The organism is Vibrio sp. 10N.247.310.24 (assembly GCF_041467175.1).
Classification (GTDB): domain Bacteria; phylum Pseudomonadota; class Gammaproteobacteria; order Enterobacterales; family Vibrionaceae; genus Vibrio; species Vibrio tasmaniensis_A.
In genome coordinates, this window is the sequence record NZ_JBFSUD010000008.1 from 1 (window position 1) to 19,993 (window position 19,993).

Genomic DNA, 19,993 nt, shown 5'->3' on the forward strand with positions numbered 1-19,993 from the left:
TGGTCTATCAGGTAAGTGAGAGGAAAGCCCTCCGCGAAGCGGCTTAGTTCAACAGTTCTTAGACAGAAAAATTCTGCATTTAAATATAGAATTTTTCTATCTAGTTTCTTATGCCATCAATTGTACTAAATTTAGTTCATCCATAACAGTGACTTATGATGTGTACATTGAAATTCAACAAGCAAATATAGAAACTTTCTATCTAGCATGATTCACATTAAAATCATCAGGTTATGTACATAGAAACAGTATCTAACACCATGCAAATCTAGCGTTCTTCCAGAGCAAATTAGCCCCTATAAATCCAATGCTTGACCCTATACGGTAAGGTGTTTATATTGTCGCCCGCCCAACGGGGCACATCCTAAAATGCACACCGGCCATCCTGCCATCATTCGTGTATTTATATTGATGTTGTGAACTTCCATGCTAACGAAACTTCGTCCTTTTACTCGTGAATCGGGTGCGCTTATGCATCTTTCGGTTCCTATCATTTTGACTCAAATAGCGACCCAAGCGATGGGATTTGTCGATACGACAATGGCTGGCCAAGTAAGCCCTGCCGATCTCGCCGCTATTGCACTGGGTACTAGCCTTTGGATTCCTGTGTTGCTGCTACTTCGTGGCGTGATTATGGCGCTAACGCCTGTAGTCGCTTACCACCGCGGCGCACGTGACTTTCAAAGTATCTCTGTTGAGTTCTTCCAAATGGTTTGGTTGGCATTAATTGCTAGCGTCTTGCTCATCGCTTACTTAGTGAGTGCGAAACCGATCTTAGAGTGGATTGGGGTTGCCTCTGAGATCATTCCAATTGGTAGCGACTATGCGTTTGCCCTAGCCTTCGGTGTGCCGGGTATTGCCCTGTTTTACACCTTGAATGGCTTTTGTGAGGGTATGAACAACACCAAAGTACCGATGATCATTTCGGTGGTTGGTTTGTTGGTGAATATTCCGGTCAACTACGTGCTTATCTACGGCAAGTTTGGCTTCCCTGAAATGGGCGCTGTAGGCTGTGGCTGGGCGACTAGCTTAGTGTATTGGCTAATGTCGGGAATGCTGTATTCCTACATTAAAGGTCATCACCACTACAAGACCATCATCAACTTTTCAGATGCGAAGCCAAAAGCAAAAGAGATGCTTCACCTTCTAAGATTAGGTTTACCTATCGGCATGAACATCGCGGTGTGCGGCAGTATCTTTGCGGTTATCGCGTTGATGATTGGTCGTATTGGTGCAGAGAACGTGGCAGCCGCGCAAATTGCACTTAACATTTCGAGCCTGACTTACGTGATTCCGATGAGTATCTCGTTTGGTATTACGATTCGTGTTGGTCACGCTTTGGGTGAGAAAGACGAACTAGGCGCAATTGAGCGCAGTAAAGTCGGTATCTTAGTTGCAGCGTTCATATCGTTGCTTTCGGTTGCGGTGTTCCTGTTATTCCCTGAGTGGATCATTAGGCTCTACACTAACGACCCTGCAATAAGTGCGACAGCAGCGGTATTGTTGACCTTTACTGCTATGTATCAATTCAGTGATGCTCTGCAAACCTCTGCTAACGGCGCACTGCGTGGCTATAAAGATACTAAGATCCCGATGATGTTAGCCATCGCTTCATACTGGGGCTTGGCACTGCCACTGGGCATGGTGCTCGGGCTAACAGACCACATTGTTCCAGCAATGGGTGAAGAAGGCTTTTGTATTGGTATTCTAACGGGCTTGAGCGTTTCAGCGACGCTGATGTTAATTCGCTTACGATACGTGATTAAGAAGCGCGATTTACTGCCTTCAATTAACGCAGTAATTCGATAATACTGGACTTGTAAGCCAATACCACACCGGAAAGTAAATACAAAAAAGCGCGTTACTGCCACTAGGCAATAACGCGCTTTTTCTTTTTAAATTGGACTGTATTTATCTGTTTATCGCCAAATATGAACCAGCCGCAATCATTATTCCACCAGCACTTTGATTTAGTCGTTTATGTGCGCGTGGCGTTTTAAGTAAACTCGCCATTCTGCCAGCCCCCATCGCAATCAGCATTAAACCGGACATCAGAGCAACCGCCGCTAAAACAGAAACCAAGACGATATCTTGTGAACGTAAAACCGTCAGGTCAATGAACGTCGGCAAGAATGAAATATAGAACAGAATCACTTTCGGGTTTGAGGCTGAAATCAAAAAGCCTTGCGCGAAACTAGCGAGTTCTGATTTCTGACTTTGTTTGGCAGCGAGCTCCGCTGAACCTTGCACTTCAGGTAGGCTCTTAAACATCTTGTAGCCCAAGTAAATCAGATAAGCAGCACCAAGGTAACGAATCACCTCAAAAGCAAACGACCAGTTCTCAGCAATCGTCGCTAGGCCAAAACAGGCAAGCGCAAGATAAATAAGGTCACTGCAAATCATACCTAACGATAGCGTGATGCACTTTCGCCAACCATTAACCATGCCTCGAGCTAAAATGGCAAATACGCCAGGCCCCGGAGTAATACCAAATATAAACATGGCAATAAAGAATGTAATCGCACCTTCTAGTGACATTAGACTGTCCTTATCTATAACCGAACATAATTGATCATGAACGTATCATGGAGTTTCGATTCGGGTAAAGAACATTTTTGACTAAGCGCGTTTAACACAACTCATGTTTTGAATAAGTGTGACACGTAATTTCCCCACCAGCCCCACCAGCCCCAAACATAAACTTAAACTTGAACTTGAACCAGTCACCAAAGTGTTTTTCGTTAAGACACAAAAAAGGCGAACCTAGAGGCTCGCCTTCGAAAACAATGATAGAAAATCAACGTGACAAGATTAGTTAGCGATTGGAGACAGTAACTCTGGGTTTACGACTATATTTCTTACACCGTGGGCGTGGTCTTCGTTAAAGTCATTACCTTCACACCAGCTACCCACTGTCGCGATATTTACTTTCGCGACTTGTGGTCTAACGCTCCATGTTACTTGGAAAGGTGAACCTTTCTCATTGTAACCAGGACCCGTTGTAGAACCTGCATATTGAATCGCTGAACCCGTATTTTGTGGAATGTTGGTTGCTTGGTGCAAACCATCCACTTTAGAGTGCTTAGTCAATGCTTCGAAATCGAGTGCTTTGTCATCATTTACTAATACATAAACTTGGGTTTCTACACGCAGTTGCGGGTTGGTAATTGCATCGTTAAAACAAGCGCCCAGTGTTTCACCCGGTTCAACTTGCGCCGTTGAATAAACATAGTGAACTTCAATGGTGTCGCCGGAATGCAAAGAGCCATGATCGCTCGGACAAACCTTGCCCTCAAATGGTTTCAGCTCAGCTGAACTCAACTTACCAGTGTACTTAAAGCCACTTTGGAAGCCCTTTCCATCACCATTACCAGCGTATTGGGTAAACTCACCACCTTTGTGCTCAGCGTTTTTATGGAAGTGAATATTACATAAATTCATGGCTGTTGAATCTGGTGCATCCGAAAACAGTCTGGTATTTGTTCCTTTCAATGAACCCAAATCTCGTGGGGCTTGCGGGCCAAAACCTTGCCCTTGGGTATTTTCAGAAAGCTTCGCTCTTTGTTTTGCGATAACACCATCTGAGACAGCTTCATGGATTACGTCAGATGCATTTGCTTGAGCAGATAACATCACCATCGCGACGCTTAAAAACACACTCTTGTTGTTCATATTTCTTCCCTAGAATATTGATAATAAAACCTAAACACCGGATGTAGCGGCAAATATATTACTATGCTCACAAGTGAGTATAAGAGTTGTCTTTGTAAGATTAGATTTCATTGCTTACTTTGGGATGAGTATTAGAACCCTCGATGTATAGAACAAGTCAAACACAGTAAATACGGCTACTCCCTTCCAGAACGAGTAATTTCCTACTTTGTTAACTGTCCCCTGACTCAGCGGCTTGATAAGCGATCAATGCATATAAAATGCAACAACGACAAGGTTTGTAAGATCAAAAAGGCGAACCACTTGGCTCGCCTTCACGTCTCATTCTATCTATTAGATTGGTGTTCTTGGTTAACGGTTTAACCATTACCGGTGGCAAATATCCCAAACGTCATGACGTTTAATGCATCTGTCACGCCCTCTAGTGATTTAATCACGGTCTTAGTCGGTTGGTTATGACGAATAAAATAGCTTCCGATGCCTTTTTCACCGCTACTGTTAGCATCGCTTTCAGTTGTTTCCGTCGCTGCTATTTGAGAGGGTTCCACAGATTCTGGCTCTGCATTGGCGCGAGTTATCATGTCTTTATTTGAATCAAGGTTTGAGTTTGATTCATGATCAGTTATTGGTTGATGATTAACGAACGATTCATGGGAAGGTTCAACGTTGGTCTCAGCACTTGTATCAATTGCGACATCGATATTACTCTCTTCTTCCAAGCTTTTCGACATTGCGTCTTCGTTGCTCAATGTATTGTCGTCTAGCTGATTATTACTCGTTGAAGAGCAAGCGGTTAAAAAAAACAGGCTAACGATGAATGTGAGTAAGTGTCTCACCATAATGATAAATATGACTTCAATAAAACATTGTTCGATTGTAGTTTATTTGAATTCCCATATCCAGTGCCAGAGATTAAGGATTAAGGATTAAGGCGATCGTAAGCGGAAGCAATTTAAGACTCAAATCTAGTAATTTGAAATCTCAATCAAGTTACCGTCAGGGTCTCGAATATAAATAGATTGAATCTTTCCCATCGCACCTGTTCTAGCTATTGGGCCTTCCTCTATTACAACGCCTTGGCTCTCAACGAGCTCAATAACTTCAACGAGAGGCGTGTTAGATATAAAACATAGATCCGCACCGCCGACTTGCACACATCTAGCCTTTGGTTCGAACTCATTACCGAATTGGTGAAGGTTTATCTTTTGATTGCCGAACGACAACGCCAAGCGGCCTTCACCGAATTGGATGGGTTTCATGCCTAACACGCGCTGATAAAAATCCACCGTCACGGTTAAGTCTTTAACGGTTAACACCAAGTGATCTAAATGACTGATTTCCAATTTAATCATCCTTGTTTCGTCGTTACTGAATATTGCATACTAAGTGCTAATTAACGCTAAGCCACATACTCTAATGTTGGACGTGCCAACACAAGATAAGCAAGCAGCCCTACTTCTCACTTTAGTGATTAAAGAGAGCACCGATTGCGCTCCCTTTTTAGATTAATCAGAAGGCTTACAAGATGTTCAGACCAAATAGCTCTTTAACATCAAACAATACGGTCTCTGTTCTTTCTCTCGATACCTGAGTTCCTTTGCGCAAAATATCAATGAGCTGTGCTTTATCATCTAACAATTCAGCTCTGCGCGATCTAATCGGTCGGATCATCTCTTGTAAGCACTCTTCCAACACTTTCTTAGTCTGACCGTCCCCTAACCCGCCTCTGCGGTAGTGATCTTTTAGTTCATTGACGTAGTGAGCGTCAGTGTGGAATGCATCGAGATAGGTGAAAACGATGTTCCCTTCTACTTTGCCAGGATCTTCAATTCTTAGATGGTTTGGGTCGGTATACATAGATTTGACTGCGGCTCTGATCTCTTTCTCTGTCGCACCTAAATTAATCGCATTTCCCATCGACTTTGACATTTTGTTTTTGCCATCCGTGCTTGGGAGACGAGAGGCATTGCTAAGCAGTGGTTTGCACTCATTCAGAATTGATTTGCCAGCTAGAGAGTTTATTTTTCTCACTATCTCATTGGTTTGTTCTAACATCGGCAGTTGGTCGTCACCGACAGGAATCAACGTTGCGTTGAAAGCGGTGATATCAGCCGCTTGTGAGATTGGATAAGTGAGAAAGCCTGCTGGAATTGAACGGCCAAACTCTTTGTTCTGAATCTCACTTTTAACGGTTGGGTTACGTTCCAAACGAGCGATAGACACAAGGTTGCTATAGAACATGGTGAGCTCAGCCAACACAGGTAACTGTGATTGTAGGCAAATCGTGGTCTTGGTCGGGTCAATACCCACCGCAAGATAATCAGCGACCACATTAAGAATGTTGGAAGAAACCTTCGAAGGATTATGGGCGTTGTCGGTAAGCCCTTGCATGTCAGCGACCAATATCGTTTGGTCGTGAATATGCTGCAAAGAGACTCTTTGTTTAAGTGAACCGACGTAATGACCCAAATGCAAAGGCCCAGTAGCTCTATCGCCAGTCAGAGTGATTTCAGGCTTGTTGGTATTGTTCTTACTGCCAATATTATTGTTGTCGGTATGGCTGTTTGAGTTGGTATTCATGGTGTATCTCCAAGTTAAAAAGGCTACTGGAGATAAAAAGAGGCGACATTTTTGATGACATTCTTAGCTACCGTCCAGCAGCTAAAGAATGTAAGTATTCCGTGCTGCTCTATTGAGAGCACCACCAAAAGAAAATTGAAGTTGAAGCAGAATTAAATTTCATGGTTAAAACCTATCAACAATACAGACGAGCGACAACTGTTATTTACGCGCACCAAGAAAATAGGTCTTAAGATTAACAGGTTATAGGCTTAATCTTTACTGGAACACAGTTCAGTGATTCGGTCACACATGGCTTGGTTAACTGTGAAGTGGGTGTTGAGGAACGCTAGTTGGGCAAGTGCCGATTCAGCCGTGCGCTCGTAACCTTGGGTAAAGGTTGGTAGCAATTGAGCAAACTTAGGAAAGCGTGCTTCTAGCCTTCTATCCGACATAAATTCATCAACGAATTCAGGCTCAGAATGCTCAGTTTGATCCACAAGATCGATCAAACGATCAAGTGCGTAAGATTGAACGAACCGACTGCCCGACAGCTTTTCGCCTCGATTATAACGAGACATGCCGACATAAAGATTGGTTAGAGCCTCACCAATGATCCACTCTTCGGAGTTAGTATCTGCCTCCCCTTTTACTGGTGGGATACAGCACTGAGTATCAAATTCAGGTTGCTGCCAAACAATGCGCCCTTCAGCAAATGGAATATGCGCTAACTCGTGGGATTCAAACACCGCAAATTCGCAAAAGATTCCGTCAGCGTACAGGACTTTATAGCCATCGACGGTATTTCTCACCGCGTAGTCGATTGGGTGAATGTCTGAGAGCCAATGCAAGCTGTCTAAGAAATACTGCTTATGCCCCGTTTGTACTATCGCGAAAAAATCGACATCTGAATACTGATCAAGTCGTTCTGTTTCAATACCTACCGAGCCCAATCCCAGTAAAGCATGAGCCTTACCCGATGCTTCCAAAGACTCCCCAATCGCATCTAAACGCTGTAGTAATTTTTCTGGTGTGTTTATATGTCTTGTCTGTATCACTTTGTCCGTCTGCATTGCTCAATCCCTATCAAGTTGAATGCCACTCAACCTAACTGATAGTTAGAACATCTAAGAAGCTTAATTTATAAAATGTGTGTTTTGGATAACGATCTGCGCAAATTATTGTTTGAATTACGGTGGGATTTAGAGGTGAGAAAGAGTGTGTTCAAGCTATAAACAACACTCTTCTATCATGACTTATCTTTTTAGCAGCTTATATTTGCAACAACTGATATTTACAAACAATTAAACGATAAAAGATTCAGGGTTAAGCCGATGACTTCGCTAAGTAGGCTGCCATTTCTTGTGGTGGCACCATGCCTCCGCCTGTCGCCCACACAAGGTGTGTTGCATTCGCTAGCGTCGACTCATCAATTTCTAGACGAGTAAGGTATTCACTATTTTGTTCAACATGAATCGCACCCGGCATACCTGCTAGTGCAGAAGGCTCCAATTGAATGCTCTCTGCTTGGTTCAGTTCGCCTAACAATTGGTACATGCGTTCATCGGTTAATGTGTAATAACCATCAAGTAAACGCTCCATCGCGCGCCCCACAAAACCTGAAGCCCGACCCACCGCCAAGCCGTCTGCTGCGGTTAGATTATCAATACCGAGATCTTGGACTGCGATTTCGTCATGCAAGCCGGTATGGACACCCAACAACATACAAGGCGAATGGGTCGGCTCAGCAAAAATACAGTGTACATGGTCACCAAAAGCCATCTTCAAGCCAAATGCCACACCACCGGTGCCGCCACCGACTCCACATGGCAAGTAAACGAACAGTGGGTGTTCTTTGTCGACGACAATCTGTTGCTGATCAAATTGCTGTTTGAGCCTTTGTCCTGCCACCGAGTAACCAAGAAATAGAGTTTGAGAGTTTTCATCATCAATGAAAAAGCATCGTGAATCTTGTTCTGCTTCTTTGCGCCCTTGCTCTACCGCAACACCATAATCTTGTTCATACTCAACGACGTTGACACCATGCTCACGCAGTTTGTTTTTCTTCCACGCTCTCGCATCAGCAGGCATGTGAACCGACACTGTAAAGCCTAACTTGGCACTCATGATGCCAATCGACATGCCTAAGTTACCCGTAGATCCTACCGCAATGCTGTATTGTTGGAAGAAGTTACGAAATTCAGGTTCGAGCAACTTACTGTAGTCATCGCTCTCACACAGTAACCCAGCTTTACTGGAAAGCTTCTCGGCATGCGTTAGTACTTCATAAATGCCACCACGGGCTTTGATTGAACCTGAAATCGGCAAGTGACTGTCTTTTTTCATCATCAAACGCCCTTTGATAGGCTGCTGATAATGCGCTTGCAATACTGATTTCATAGATGGAATGTCAACAAGCTCAGACTCGATGATGCCATTGGTCGCTTGTGTTTCAGGGAATGCCTTCGCCAGATAAGGGGCAAACCTTTGTAATCGGACGCTTGCATCTTGAATGTCCTCTTCACTTAATCCCACATAGGGCAAACCTTGCTCTAACGTCGTGATGTTTGGGTTAAACCAACTCACTTCTTCTAGCGCTATAAGTTGTCTTAACAACGGGAAATCGTTGGTGATCTTCTCTATATTTAATTCACTTTTTGGGTTCAAATCAGTCATGGGTGACCTTCTCTGGTATAGCGCCATCATCTCTGGTACTCAGCAATCTGCGCTCGTACAAACATTTGGTTTTGAACCTATTAAAACGGTATTTATACCATTATTCAATGACCTGTAATTAACTAGGCTTGCTTTGCTCGATACGCCTTGCGACTTAATTGCTCACCACTGTCTTGATGTATTCACTAGGCGATAAACCAAATTTTCCTTTAAAGCGCTGACTAAAACGTCCTTCCGATTGGTAACCGCAAGACTGAGCCAACATCGCCACATTCTGCTGTCCGTTTTGCATCAGATAAAGTGCGTGACTCAACCGAACTTCAGCCAACACCTCACGATATTGCATACCTTCCAGTTTGAGCTTTCGGATAAGCGTGGCGCGACTCATCGCAAAGCGCTCTGCTACCGACTCTAACGGATGTTTCTCGTCCGGTGAATGCGAAAGGTAGTGGCTAAGTTTCTGGCTAAACGAAACGTTTGAGCTAATAAACAATCGATGCAACACGCCCTTCTCGGCTAATTGCTGATACAAACCCTGCAACCAAAATTGTTGGGTTTGTTCACTCATGCTCTGACGATCAAACGAAAACAACGCATTGAGAGAATCTTGCAAACCTCGCTCTGCTTCCACGGTGGGTAAATCCAGTTCATTTGCTCGATCCTCACTGAGATCGAGCATTGCTTGCGTCGGTTGGAAATGAAAACTGAATACACGCGAAAGGAAACGTCCTTTGTGGGGCATGTTCTCAAAACTCAATGACGCTGATGCCTCACACAACAGCAGCTCAGAATGTGAGAGTTCTGCCGCTGAGTCTTTCCAAAACAGGCGCTTACTGCCTGTAATGATCTGAATAATACTAGGGGATAGTATCCTCACATTACGCAGTTTTTGTAACTGCTCTGCACGAAAGATCGTCACTTGATATTGATGATTCATCTCATCCCCTTATTTGCTTATTTGCTTATTTGCTTATTATGTAGGTGTATAAGCTTTTAACGTACATAAGCTATTAGCGTGTATAAGTTGCCGTCAGTTTCGCTTTGTCTAAAGCCATGCTGTTCAACGTGAATCCAACCACAGCCGATGGCGTGTTTTCGTCTAGGTTGAGCTTATCCGTTGGCAATGCCCAAACCGTGAATTGATAACGGTGCATACCATCTTTTTCTGGAGGACAAGCGCCACCGAAACCTACCGTTCCATAATCGATGCGGCCTTCTTTGCCACCCACTTTAGAGATATCGACACCGCGAGGTAGCTCGCTCACTGTTGCTGGAATATCAAACGCCACCCAGTGCCAGAAACCACTTTCAGTTGGTGCATCTGGATCATAAGCCGTGATTGCAAAGCTTTTGGTTCCTGCTGGAGCATCTTTCCACATCAACTGCGGTGACAAGTTCTCGCCATCACAGCCCCAACTTGAATATTCAAACGTCTTCGCCATTGGGTGACCTTCTTGAATATCATTACTCGTTAGTTCGAATGCCTGAGCCGAGCCAGCTGTTAAGATACTAAGTGCCAATACTGATTTAATGAGTGTTTTCATGGTGGTTCCTCTGATTAGGTATGAGCCCAGTATAGTCCCCTCCATCCGCCCAAAAATGACAATAAGTACACAATTATCTAGTTTAATTCATTCAAATGATACTTACTGTATTTTTAATTTATTATTTTAAAACATGACCCACTCGACAATTTGTTGTTAAAGGAACACTTGTTGACATTCAGGTTACAAATCACGTCCAAAACTCTTTAGACTCGCCCCACGACTTTTAACGAGAATGATTGGATGCGCAGGTTTACCTTAGCCCTTGGCTTGATCTTTTGGCTCCCAACTCTAGCCAATGCCCAAAGTTTGCAAGATAAGTGGCAAACCCTGTATCAACTGAGCTGGCAATCATCCCCAATCCTAGTATCTCAACAAGAGTTGGCTCAGTATCCGAAAGTTCTGCTTCATGAACGTAGCCGCTATCCTGATTTCAACCAATTCAGTTGGGACGACATCGCAGCGTTAGCGTCAATACAAGATCACTGCCGAGCGATTGAAAGCAATAACCCTTCATTAGATGACGCCATCGAGTTTGAGCTCGCTTTGTGTCAGCAACAAGCATTGGATTCCATTTGGTTTGCAGCACACTCCAAACGACACCCTGCAGGTGGCAGTTTTGCTGATCGTTATTTAGCCGCTTACCCAGATGTGACCGAGCAGATACGCCCATTTTTGAGTCTTACCAACCCTCAGCATCCTTTATATAGCAAGCTAGAAAACCTAAGTGCACAAGGCAGAGAAGCACTGCTCAGTGGATACCGAGCTTGGCAACAGGACGATGTGCTTTGGTTAAGTGGCGAGCAAGGCTGGAAAGCCATTCCCTTAGATGTTTGGCAACCTATTGCAGAGCGGCAAGAGGTATCTTTGACGGGTGAAACCTGTACTTTTCGTTACAGCAACGTGTGCTTAAGCGAGCCTAGCAATGACAATCTGATCATGAAAACCTTGATCTTTACATTGCTGTTAACGTTGCTTTCCGGACTCGGTAGAGTCTTATACCTAAGAACAAAACAACGAAAAGAGAGGCAGTTCGTTTTACAGCTTCTTACTCATGAACTGCGCACGCCCATTACTAGCCTAGGTCTAACCGTCGAAATGTTTAGAAATCGCTACGATGAGTTTTCTGATGAAACTCAAAGTGCGGTTTGGCGTTTAATCTCTGACTATCAAAGGCTCTCTCAACTCACCGAAAACAGCAAAGTGTATCTAAGTTCGGATCAGTCAGAGCCTTTGTTGAAGCAAAATGCATCATTAGAAGAGTGGCTCGATCATGTATGTGAAAAGCACAATATCGAGTATCAATGTGATTCAAGTGATGCTGAACTTAACCTACCGTATTACTGGCTAACCATCTGCTTAGATAACTTGATTAAGAACGCTAAACAGCACGGTATAGGTGAGGTTTTGGTCAAGGTAGAACTCGCTGATAAGCTCAGGATTGAGGTGCAAGACGAAGGTCACTTCCCTTCTTTTCTGCAACGGTTTGTATCTCGAGCAACACCGAATATCAATCACAGACAAGACAACATGGGCATTGGCCTGACTATTATCGAACACTTGATGAAACAAGCGAATGGCCGTCTCATTATTCTTCGTAACCCAACCCGATGTATTCTGGAAATTGCTTATGAACACCCTACTGCTGATTGAAGACGACCAACTGCTTGGACAAGGCCTCGTCAGCTTCTTTGAATCCAATGGTTACCAATGCCTTTGGGAGAAGGATTCAGAGAGTGCCAGTCAGCAATGGTTCCGCGCCGATCTAGTGATACTGGATCGACAACTCGAAGACGGTGACAGCTTGCGACACCTGCCGAACTGGCTACTCCTCAAAGCGCTTCCTGTGATTGTGTTAACCGCTAAAGTGGAAGTCCAGCAACGCGTAGAAGGCTTAATGGCGGGTGCGAAAGATTACGTGACTAAGCCATTTTCGAACGACGAATTGCTCGCTCGAGTCATTACCCAGCTTCGTCCGCTAGGTGTGAGCCTCTTAAATTACGCAAATATCCAGATCAACTTGTCGGAACGGATCGCTTATCTGGATGAAAATCCAATCACGTTGAAACCTAAAGAGTTTCAGCTATTGGTACTGTTTATTCAGAACCAAAGTCGTGTGTTTCACCGAGATGAGTTGCTCAACAAAATTTGGGGGTATCAAGCCTTCCCAAGCACAAGAACCGTTGATAACCACATACTGCGTTTACGTCAAAAACTACCAACGCTGAAACTAGAAACGCATCGTGGGGTTGGTTATCGTTTGGTTGGGGAATCACAATGAAAGTAAGCTCTCTAACAGCACTGTTCTGCACATTGCCCTTTGCGTGTAATGCGGCTTGGTTTACAGACACGCCATTGCAACACACCTATCAATCACTGCTCGATGATCAACCGCAAGTGGCATGGCAAGAGCTACAAATCGCACTCGATCAACAAACACTCGATAGTGAGCTTTGGTTGCCAGTTAAACAAGAGATACTGAGCCAAACTCAATGCGGAACTTCACTAAGACAAGACACTGAGACGAAACATCACATTCAAGTTAGCTTCATTCGACGCTACGGCCTTTCATCGCAAGGTTATCAAATCAAAGTCGCTGCAGAACAACTCAGTGAAGACATGAAAACCCAAACACAACCTATCTCTCTGGCCTCCCCTAAAGGTAAAGTCCTTCTCGATGGACAACTCGCTTCTAACAATGAGTATCAAGAGATTGAGACCGGTGAAATGTTTATCAAACCCGAATCTGGTGTTTATCAACTAAGGATAGGTTCGAACCACTATCCTATTGTTGTCGCTTTAGACAACAGCAAGCGATGGTTAACACTCGAAAGTAAACTCAGCGAACCACATATCGTGATCACGCCACCGAAGGTGATCGACAACTGCCCTAACGCCAATGTGAGTTGGCAATGGTTCGATGAGAACTACAACCTGTTAGGCTACAAAGTGCCAATCAAGACAGCGCAAGCACCCGTTCCCACAGAAAGCCCACTAGGGACTAATGCTAAACACTTGAGTGCTTCGGTTGAAATGTTTGAATACCAAGGTACGATTGAAGTCCAATATGTGCAGCGTGTCACGGTGCCTTTCTAATGGAATGCTTTCAGAAGAAGATTAGAAACTAGGTAATGCAGAAAATAGAGACATATAGGTGACAAAGCACTAGCGCTACTTGGGTGTAATAACCGTACTTACCCTTTACGGAATCTAGATATGCTCAGCGTACGTCACCCACTCAATCTTTCTACTTGTGCCATTGTAGCTTTAACAACAGCTTGTCTGTTTTCATCCAATGCACAAGCGAGCCAAATAACGCTCACCAGTAATAGCAGCGTTAGCGCTAACACCACTACCAGCAATACAGTCTCTATTTCATCGAATACTTTAGAGATAGATTGGAACGGCTTAAGCGTTAACAGCGGCGCTCTCACCGTTGATAACCAACCACAGAAAGTGACGAATCTAGTCATTGGTCTTTCCGATAAAACTAACTCAGCAAAGACCGCAACTTGGACCTTAGTACCTAGTGGGATAAACATTGAGGCAGAACTAAATCAAGATCAACTCACTTTTCAGTTCAGCTTCCCTTCAAATATACAGGTGAAACGTAACCAGCCCGTAGAGTTGGCGTGGTTTGATCTTGCAGAACAACAAACTCAGACCCTATTTCTTCCTTTTAGCGAAGGCATGCGTGTACCTACAAATAACAAGCTTTGGGGTAGTTATCTAGTCGACAACCATTCAGGAAGTAACACCACTCAAGACTTAAAAATGCCATTTTGGACGGTACAACAGAATGATCAATTCATCAGTTATCAGTTGATTAACCCGACAAACAACCAATTGTTCTTTTCTGATGTATCGTCGGATACGTCCTCTGATGAGAAAACCAAGATTGATATGAGCGCTTCACACCAATTTACAACGCTGAATCAATCACAGCCTTTTACGGTTCGGATAACACTTGGAGGTTCTTGGTTAGATGGCGCTAAACTATACCGTGATTGGCGTATTGAGAATGGTCTCTCTGAATCGCTTGTCGAAAAGCAAAAGCGTAACCCAGATGTGAATAAGCTAATCGGCGCAAGCCACGTCTACTTGTTTGGTAAAGACCCTTTGAGTATCCAAGATGTGAGCGACTGGTGGGGATTAAACGCTTGGTATCTAGAGGACTCACAATTAAACATTTCAAGTGAAGCGAAGCGTGAGTTATCCCCTCTGTCTAAAGGCAAAGATTGGTTTAGCCAGTATCACAAACAACTGTTGTTGGACTCTATTAACCAGTCATTACAAAGCTTGTATCCTGTTGCAACGCCAACACTGTCTGATAACACCATAAAAGCTCAACACACCGCTGCTCAGAGCAAGAAAAGCTGGTTGATTAAGCATGCCTCTTCTTATCTCAATGCACCGGATACTTGGGGACAAGCCTTGTCATCAGGCATGGTCAACAATCTAAACAAAGCGGGCTTGAATAAGCTTTGGTTAGGTTTTGATAACTGGATGCCAGCATTCTATCAACCGAATGCAGTAGAACTGGCTAAGCAATCTGGTTATCTGGTTGGAACCTATGACTCCTACAACACAGCCATCCCTGCGAAGCTCAATGACAACTGGCTAACCGCCCAATTACCAAAACCGATGCGTGAAAGTTGTGCGATTGAAATGGCGGATGGCAGCCTAAAAAAAGGGTTTCGAGGAAACGGTTTTTACTTGAACCCGAATTGCCATTTGGATTATGTAAAACAGCGCGCCGTAGACATCATGCGTTTTGGTCACTTCAATAGCCTGTTCCTAGATGTTGATGCGACTGCGATGGCGCGTGAGGACTACAGCGATAATAGCAGTGAGACGGATATGCTTTCTGCCTTCAATAACCGAATGCAGTGGTTAAGCGATCAACCCGATTTGGTGCTTGGTTCTGAAGATGGTAATAGCCTGACGACAAAAGGCATCGCTTTTGCACACGGCTTAGAAACGGTCGGCTTTGGTTGGTCAGACAAAGAGATGAAAGAAGACCTACAATCACCTTATTACTTGGGTCGTTGGTATCCAGACCATAAACCTGACTTTTTCTTCAAGTCAGCTAAGGTCAAAGAACCCTACAAGTCATTGCTGTTTTCGCCTCAATACCGAATTCCACTATACCAAACCGTATTTCACGACGAAGTGATTAACACACACCACTGGCATTCAGACAGCTTGAAATTCACCAATGTGAAAGCCCATCGTGATTTGACTGCCATGCTTTACAACACGCCAGCCATGGTTCACTTAACACGAGATGAAGCGTTATCGAGCTCAAGTCCAAGGCTTAAGGCTTTGAAGCACTATCAAGATGGATTTGAGCCAATACATGAGCAGCTATGGGATAAACAATTAGTCGATTTCATATGGTTAGACAAAAGCGGCGAAGTTCAACAAACCGAGTTCAGTGACGGGAGTAAGATCATTGCCAACTTCTCTAACAAGGCATTTCGTTACAACGGTATCGATATTGCTGCCCTATCGGTCAAAGCTATATTGGCGAATGGGCAAGTCGTCGACTGGCAGCCCAATCATAGTTAGCTTCGATACGGTTTAGACAAAAACGAATAATAGGAAGCTTAAGCACTTATTTAACCGCTAATGTTCAGCCCGTTACTTGTGCTTCCTATTTTGAAAAGCAGTCAGTAGATAGTCGATAAAGACCTTCTTACGTTTCGGCATCAACTGTCTGTCTGCATACACTAGGCTTACTGAAACTTCTGGCATCTCATATTCAGGTAACAAGCGAATCAGCTTACCTGTCTTGAAGTGTTCCCGACAAATGAATTCAGGAAGCACCGCCAAGCCGAGCCCATCCACACACGCTGTTAGGCATGCCGTGATGGTATTCACCCGCAACTGACACGGTAGATCGATCAAAATCGACTCACCGCCTTCTAATTGCAAATGCCACTTAGGTAGACGTGCCGCCTTGTTCACGACCTCAATCATCCTAAATGGAGGCTTAAGGTCATCGGGTGAAGAGATTTCACCGAACTGTTCTAAATACTCAGGGCTGGCTACCAATACACGCTTCGATGTTGTGAGGTAACGAGAAACCAAGCTCGAGTCCACTAGCTCACCAATTTGTGCGTAAAGATCGATCCCCTCCGCAATGATGTCGACTTCTCGATTCGATAGTTCTAAGTTCAAAGTCACGTTTGGGTGCTCTTTTAGGAAACTGTGGATGTATGTGGCTAATACTTGATGCCCCAATTCGACAGGCAACACAACATTCAACTGCCCTCGGATCAAATCCTGATTGGCAGAAACCTCTAACTCAGCTTGGTTCATGATCTCTTGCATCTGCATGCTCGACTGATAAAAGCGCTCACCCTCTGGCGTTAAAACTAAACTTCGTGTCGAACGAGTGATCAACCTCACACCTAGGTGCTGTTCCAGCTCGTCTAGCTTTCGGCTGACGGTCGACTTGGTCATGTTCAATGCTTCAGCTGCGTGCGTGAAACTCCCACAATCAACAACTTGTGTAAAAACAGTCACAGCATTTAAGTCCATCGTACTTCTCCCAAAGCCCTATTAGTAAGATTCACGCAACAGTGTTTCCCTTTTTTCCTATCTTATCAATCAATCGAATTCATTTACAATTCGTTACATCTAAATAAAAACAAAATGAGAAATAAAAAATGACAGAGAACAACAACGCTTCGCAATCAGTAAGCACAAAAAAACGTAAAAAAGCCCCGCTTATTGCTACTGCGATCATGCTGTCATTAGGCTTAGCTGGCGCTGGATATTGGTATGGCTATGGCCAGTACTTCGAGTCAACCGACAATGCCTACCTGCAAGGCGACATCACTAATATAAGCCCGAAGGTGTCGGGTTATATTGTTAAGTCTTACGTGAGTGATAACCAATCGGTTAAACAAGGTGACTTGTTGGTTCAAATTGATGATCGTGATTACCAATCTGCACTTGCTCAGGCGAATGCGCATTTAAGCGTCGTTCAATCAAGCGTACACAACCTTATCGCTCAACAAACGTTACAACGTAGCCAAATAAATCAAGCTGAGAGCCGTGTTGATTCCGCACAAGCTGAATACGAGCGTGCAATCCAACAAGTCGTGCGTTCTCGTAGCTTATTAAAGCGTAACTATGCTTCGCAAGATGAAGTCGACAGCATGGTCGCACAACAAAAAGTCACCCAAGCAGAACTTGAAGAAGCAAAAGCAAACCTTGTCGCAAGTAATGATCAACTAATCGTGATTGCGAGTGAAATCGAACAAGCAAACGCATCCGTGACTGAAGCTCAAGCACAAAGAGATCAAGCACAACTTAACCTTGATTACACCAAGGTCTACGCGCCAGCGGATGGCGTGATTGGTAAACGTAGCGTCCGTGAAGGCTTGCTGATTCAAGCAGGCGCGCCATTGATGAGTTTGGTACCAAACAACCAAGTGTGGATTGAAGCTAACTTCAAAGAAACTCAATTAAGCGGTATTCATAAAGGCCAAACCGTAGAAGTCGAACTGGATGCCTTTCCGGGTCAACCACTTGAAGGCGTGGTAGACAGCTTCTCCCCTGCGACTGGCGCTAAGTTTGCGCTCCTACCACCAGAAAACGCGACCGGTAACTTCACTAAAATCGTTCAGCGTGTACCGGTGAAAATTACGATTCCAGATCAGCAAGAGTTGAAAGGTCGACTGCTCCCTGGTTTGTCTGTGGTAGCGACCATCGATAAACGAGGCTAGACCATGAGTAACACTGGTGTTGTCACCCAAACAAATGATGATGACGAGGTTTCGAGACGCCATTGGATCGCCCTTTTTGGCGGCTTAATCGGCGCGTTTATGGCGATCTTGGATATTCAGATCACCAACTCGTCTCTCAAAGACATTCAAGGTGCGCTGTCTGCCACCTTGGATGAAAGCTCGTGGATCTCTACGTCTTACCTAGTCGCAGAGATGATCGCTATCCCACTCAGTGGTTGGCTTTCTAAAGCGCTCGGTAAACGCCGTTATATCACGTGGACGACGGCCATCTTCACCATTTCATCTTTGTTGTGTTCGTTTTCTTGGAACATGACCTCGATGATTGTATTCCGCGCGATGCAAGGCTTCAGTGGTGGTGCTTTAATCCCGCTTGCTTTCTCGTTAGTGATTCAGTTATTACCTGTTAACAAACGTGCTGTGGGTATGGCACTGTTTGGCGTAACCGCGACCTTTGCTCCATCGATCGGCCCAACATTTGGTGGTTGGCTGACGGAGAACTTCTCGTGGCACTATATTTTCTATATCAATATTCCGCCGGCTTTGCTTGTGATCACCATGATCCGATATGGCTTGGATGATGAAAAGCTCGACCTTGGCACACTGAAAAAAGCCGACTGGTTTGGTATCGCGACCATGGCGTTAGGGCTAGGTTGTTTAGAAGTGGTGCTAGAAGAAGGTAACCGTGAAGAGTGGTTCAGTTCGAGCTTCATCATAGGCTTGAGTATTGTGTCTGCAGTGACTTTGGTTTACTTCGTGATAAACGAACTCCAACACAAAAAGCCATTGGTGAATTTGCGGCTATTGCGGGATGGGCAGTTTGCTATGTCTTGTATCGCCTATTTGATTCTAGGGATGGCATTGCTCGGCTCTATCTATGTACTGCCAATGTACCTCACTCAAATTCAGCAATACAATGCGATGGAGATTGGTGAAGTCTTGATGTGGATGGGTTTCCCACAGTTGTTGATATTCCCAATCGTTCCTAAGCTGACGCAAATCATTAAGCCTAAGTACTTAGTGACCTTTGGTTTCGCGATGTTTGGCTTCAGTTGTTACGTGAATACACATATGACGATTGATTTTGGTGGCCAACAGTTGATCTTGTCCATGGTTCTGCGCGCTATCGGTAGCCCGTTTATTATGGTTCCGCTGTCTTTGGTTGCGATGAAAAACATCAGCAAAATGGACACGCCTGACGCTTCAACCTTAACCAACGTAATGCGCAACCTAGGGGGCGCATTTAGTATCGCGATTATTGCTACGTTGCTAGATAACAAGACGCGCGAGCATTTGGCTCATATCAAAGAGTCGCTGCCTTCAGTTAGCCAATTGGGTTGGCAAACGCTCAAAGATCAACAAGCGTTCTTTATTCAATCTGGCAGTGATGCCGCAACGGCGATGCAACAAGCGCAAGCTAGCCTACTTGGCACAATGCAACGTGACGCCGCTATCATGGCTTACAACGATGTGTTCTTAATGATGACGGCGTTCTTGGCTTTAGCTGCAGTATTGATTCTAAATATGCGTGATTAGCGCTAGAGTTTTGTTTAATAAAGCTTCAAGAAAAGAACAACATTTCGAATAAAAAATCGAACAATTAAACTGAGAGGTAAGCTTATCGGCTTGCCTCTTTTTTATTTCTAAAACACGTATAGCCCAACGAAAATCAGGTAAAAGTAACCTGCGTTTGAAGTCTTTCACAAATGCTATCGAATACTCCTTAATTACCAATAGTTTATTGAGTGTTTGTCTGTGATATTGGCACCTTGACAATGTGCAACT

Annotated in this window: 17 protein-coding genes; 7 read left to right on the forward strand and 10 right to left on the reverse strand. The window is 44.2% G+C overall.

Features of this window, described 5'->3' with window-relative positions:
• Positions 1–426: 426 nt before the first annotated feature.
• Positions 427–1,809: an MATE family efflux transporter gene (locus AB6E08_RS03995; protein ID WP_017100837.1), complete on the forward strand. Its 1,383-nt coding sequence runs from the start codon at positions 427–429 to the stop codon at positions 1,807–1,809.
• 102 nt (positions 1,810–1,911) lie between these two features.
• Here the strand turns inward: AB6E08_RS03995 and AB6E08_RS04000 are convergent, their stop codons facing one another.
• From AB6E08_RS04000 to AB6E08_RS04040, 9 genes are all read right to left on the reverse strand, one after another.
• Positions 1,912–2,538 (reverse strand): LysE family translocator, encoded by a 627-nt coding sequence (locus tag AB6E08_RS04000; protein ID WP_017099433.1) that lies wholly within the window; start codon positions 2,536–2,538, stop codon positions 1,912–1,914.
• A gap of 273 nt (positions 2,539–2,811) precedes the next feature.
• On the reverse strand, positions 2,812–3,672 hold the full coding sequence (locus AB6E08_RS04005; RefSeq protein ID WP_017097908.1) for a delta-class carbonic anhydrase: 861 nt from the start codon (positions 3,670–3,672) through the stop codon (positions 2,812–2,814).
• A 359-nt stretch (positions 3,673–4,031) separates the two neighbouring features.
• Positions 4,032–4,511, reverse strand: coding sequence for a hypothetical protein (locus AB6E08_RS04010; protein ID WP_065678429.1), 480 nt, complete (start codon positions 4,509–4,511; stop codon positions 4,032–4,034).
• Positions 4,512–4,637: 126 nt separating this feature from the next.
• Positions 4,638–5,024 (reverse strand): VOC family protein, encoded by a 387-nt coding sequence (locus AB6E08_RS04015; protein WP_017097906.1) that lies wholly within the window; start codon positions 5,022–5,024, stop codon positions 4,638–4,640.
• A gap of 166 nt (positions 5,025–5,190) precedes the next feature.
• Positions 5,191–6,252, reverse strand: coding sequence for a tryptophan--tRNA ligase (gene trpS / locus AB6E08_RS04020; RefSeq protein WP_017097905.1), 1,062 nt, complete (start codon positions 6,250–6,252; stop codon positions 5,191–5,193).
• Positions 6,253–6,503: 251 nt separating this feature from the next.
• Positions 6,504–7,304 carry a hypothetical protein gene (locus AB6E08_RS04025; protein ID WP_017097904.1) on the reverse strand — a complete coding sequence of 267 codons (801 nt, stop codon included), beginning with the start codon at positions 7,302–7,304 and terminating at the stop codon, positions 6,504–6,506.
• Between the two features lie 253 nt (positions 7,305–7,557).
• On the reverse strand, positions 7,558–8,907 hold the full coding sequence (locus AB6E08_RS04030) for a D-serine ammonia-lyase (RefSeq protein ID WP_372065881.1): 1,350 nt from the start codon (positions 8,905–8,907) through the stop codon (positions 7,558–7,560).
• Positions 8,908–9,061: 154 nt separating this feature from the next.
• Entirely contained in the window at positions 9,062–9,844 is a 783-nt protein-coding gene (locus AB6E08_RS04035; protein WP_017097902.1) for a helix-turn-helix transcriptional regulator, read from the reverse strand.
• Positions 9,845–9,917: 73 nt separating this feature from the next.
• Positions 9,918–10,451, reverse strand: coding sequence for a YbhB/YbcL family Raf kinase inhibitor-like protein (locus tag AB6E08_RS04040; RefSeq protein WP_029223939.1), 534 nt, complete (start codon positions 10,449–10,451; stop codon positions 9,918–9,920).
• A gap of 243 nt (positions 10,452–10,694) precedes the next feature.
• Between AB6E08_RS04040 and AB6E08_RS04045 the strand changes: the two genes are divergently transcribed.
• The 4 genes from AB6E08_RS04045 (at position 10,695) to AB6E08_RS04060 (ending at position 16,022) form a co-directional block, all read left to right on the forward strand.
• On the forward strand, positions 10,695–12,104 hold the full coding sequence (locus AB6E08_RS04045) for a DUF3404 domain-containing protein (RefSeq protein ID WP_371706995.1): 1,410 nt from the start codon (positions 10,695–10,697) through the stop codon (positions 12,102–12,104).
• Positions 12,082–12,732, forward strand: a complete 651-nt coding sequence (locus AB6E08_RS04050; RefSeq protein ID WP_371706994.1) for a response regulator transcription factor — start codon at positions 12,082–12,084, stop codon at positions 12,730–12,732. The genes AB6E08_RS04045 and AB6E08_RS04050 overlap by 23 nt, the downstream gene beginning before the upstream one ends.
• A complete protein-coding gene (locus AB6E08_RS04055; protein WP_371706993.1) occupies positions 12,729–13,547 on the forward strand; it encodes a DUF2861 family protein in 819 nt (272 codons plus the stop codon). The genes AB6E08_RS04050 and AB6E08_RS04055 overlap by 4 nt, the downstream gene beginning before the upstream one ends.
• A 120-nt stretch (positions 13,548–13,667) precedes the next feature.
• The gene (locus AB6E08_RS04060; protein WP_017097898.1) at positions 13,668–16,022 is read left to right on the forward strand and encodes a glycoside hydrolase; all 2,355 of its coding nucleotides are present in this window, start codon (positions 13,668–13,670) and stop codon (positions 16,020–16,022) included.
• 72 nt (positions 16,023–16,094) lie between these two features.
• Here the strand turns inward: AB6E08_RS04060 and AB6E08_RS04065 are convergent, their stop codons facing one another.
• On the reverse strand, positions 16,095–16,997 hold the full coding sequence (locus AB6E08_RS04065) for a LysR family transcriptional regulator (RefSeq protein ID WP_017097897.1): 903 nt from the start codon (positions 16,995–16,997) through the stop codon (positions 16,095–16,097).
• A gap of 128 nt (positions 16,998–17,125) precedes the next feature.
• Here AB6E08_RS04065 and AB6E08_RS04070 point away from each other — a divergent pair, with 128 nt between their 5' ends.
• Entirely contained in the window at positions 17,126–18,190 is a 1,065-nt protein-coding gene (locus AB6E08_RS04070) for an HlyD family secretion protein (protein WP_009844998.1), read from the forward strand.
• Positions 18,191–18,193: 3 nt separating this feature from the next.
• On the forward strand, positions 18,194–19,744 hold the full coding sequence (locus tag AB6E08_RS04075; protein WP_017099447.1) for a DHA2 family efflux MFS transporter permease subunit: 1,551 nt from the start codon (positions 18,194–18,196) through the stop codon (positions 19,742–19,744).
• Positions 19,745–19,993 lie beyond the last annotated feature (249 nt).

Excerpts from the sequence above, each read along its gene's own strand:
- AB6E08_RS03995 (WP_017100837.1), top strand. The coding sequence starts at position 427 with ATGCTAACGAAACTTCGTCCTTTTACTCGTGAATCGGGTGCGCTTATG.
- AB6E08_RS04040 (WP_029223939.1), bottom strand. The coding sequence starts at position 10,451 with ATGAAAACACTCATTAAATCAGTATTGGCACTTAGTATCTTAACAGCT.
- AB6E08_RS04055 (WP_371706993.1), top strand. The coding sequence starts at position 12,729 with ATGAAAGTAAGCTCTCTAACAGCACTGTTCTGCACATTGCCCTTTGCG.
- AB6E08_RS04070 (WP_009844998.1), top strand. The coding sequence starts at position 17,126 with ATGACAGAGAACAACAACGCTTCGCAATCAGTAAGCACAAAAAAACGT.
- AB6E08_RS04025 (WP_017097904.1), bottom strand. The coding sequence starts at position 7,304 with ATGCAGACGGACAAAGTGATACAGACAAGACATATAAACACACCAGAA.
- AB6E08_RS04035 (WP_017097902.1), bottom strand. The coding sequence starts at position 9,844 with ATGAATCATCAATATCAAGTGACGATCTTTCGTGCAGAGCAGTTACAA.
- AB6E08_RS04005 (WP_017097908.1), bottom strand. The coding sequence starts at position 3,672 with ATGAACAACAAGAGTGTGTTTTTAAGCGTCGCGATGGTGATGTTATCT.
- AB6E08_RS04050 (WP_371706994.1), top strand. The coding sequence starts at position 12,082 with ATGAACACCCTACTGCTGATTGAAGACGACCAACTGCTTGGACAAGGC.
- trpS (WP_017097905.1), bottom strand. The coding sequence starts at position 6,252 with ATGAATACCAACTCAAACAGCCATACCGACAACAATAATATTGGCAGT.
- AB6E08_RS04010 (WP_065678429.1), bottom strand. The coding sequence starts at position 4,511 with ATGGTGAGACACTTACTCACATTCATCGTTAGCCTGTTTTTTTTAACC.
- AB6E08_RS04065 (WP_017097897.1), bottom strand. The coding sequence starts at position 16,997 with ATGGACTTAAATGCTGTGACTGTTTTTACACAAGTTGTTGATTGTGGG.
- AB6E08_RS04060 (WP_017097898.1), top strand. The coding sequence starts at position 13,668 with ATGCTCAGCGTACGTCACCCACTCAATCTTTCTACTTGTGCCATTGTA.
- AB6E08_RS04045 (WP_371706995.1), top strand. The coding sequence starts at position 10,695 with ATGCGCAGGTTTACCTTAGCCCTTGGCTTGATCTTTTGGCTCCCAACT.
- AB6E08_RS04075 (WP_017099447.1), top strand. The coding sequence starts at position 18,194 with ATGAGTAACACTGGTGTTGTCACCCAAACAAATGATGATGACGAGGTT.
- AB6E08_RS04030 (WP_372065881.1), bottom strand. The coding sequence starts at position 8,907 with ATGACTGATTTGAACCCAAAAAGTGAATTAAATATAGAGAAGATCACC.
- AB6E08_RS04015 (WP_017097906.1), bottom strand. The coding sequence starts at position 5,024 with ATGATTAAATTGGAAATCAGTCATTTAGATCACTTGGTGTTAACCGTT.
- AB6E08_RS04000 (WP_017099433.1), bottom strand. The coding sequence starts at position 2,538 with ATGTCACTAGAAGGTGCGATTACATTCTTTATTGCCATGTTTATATTT.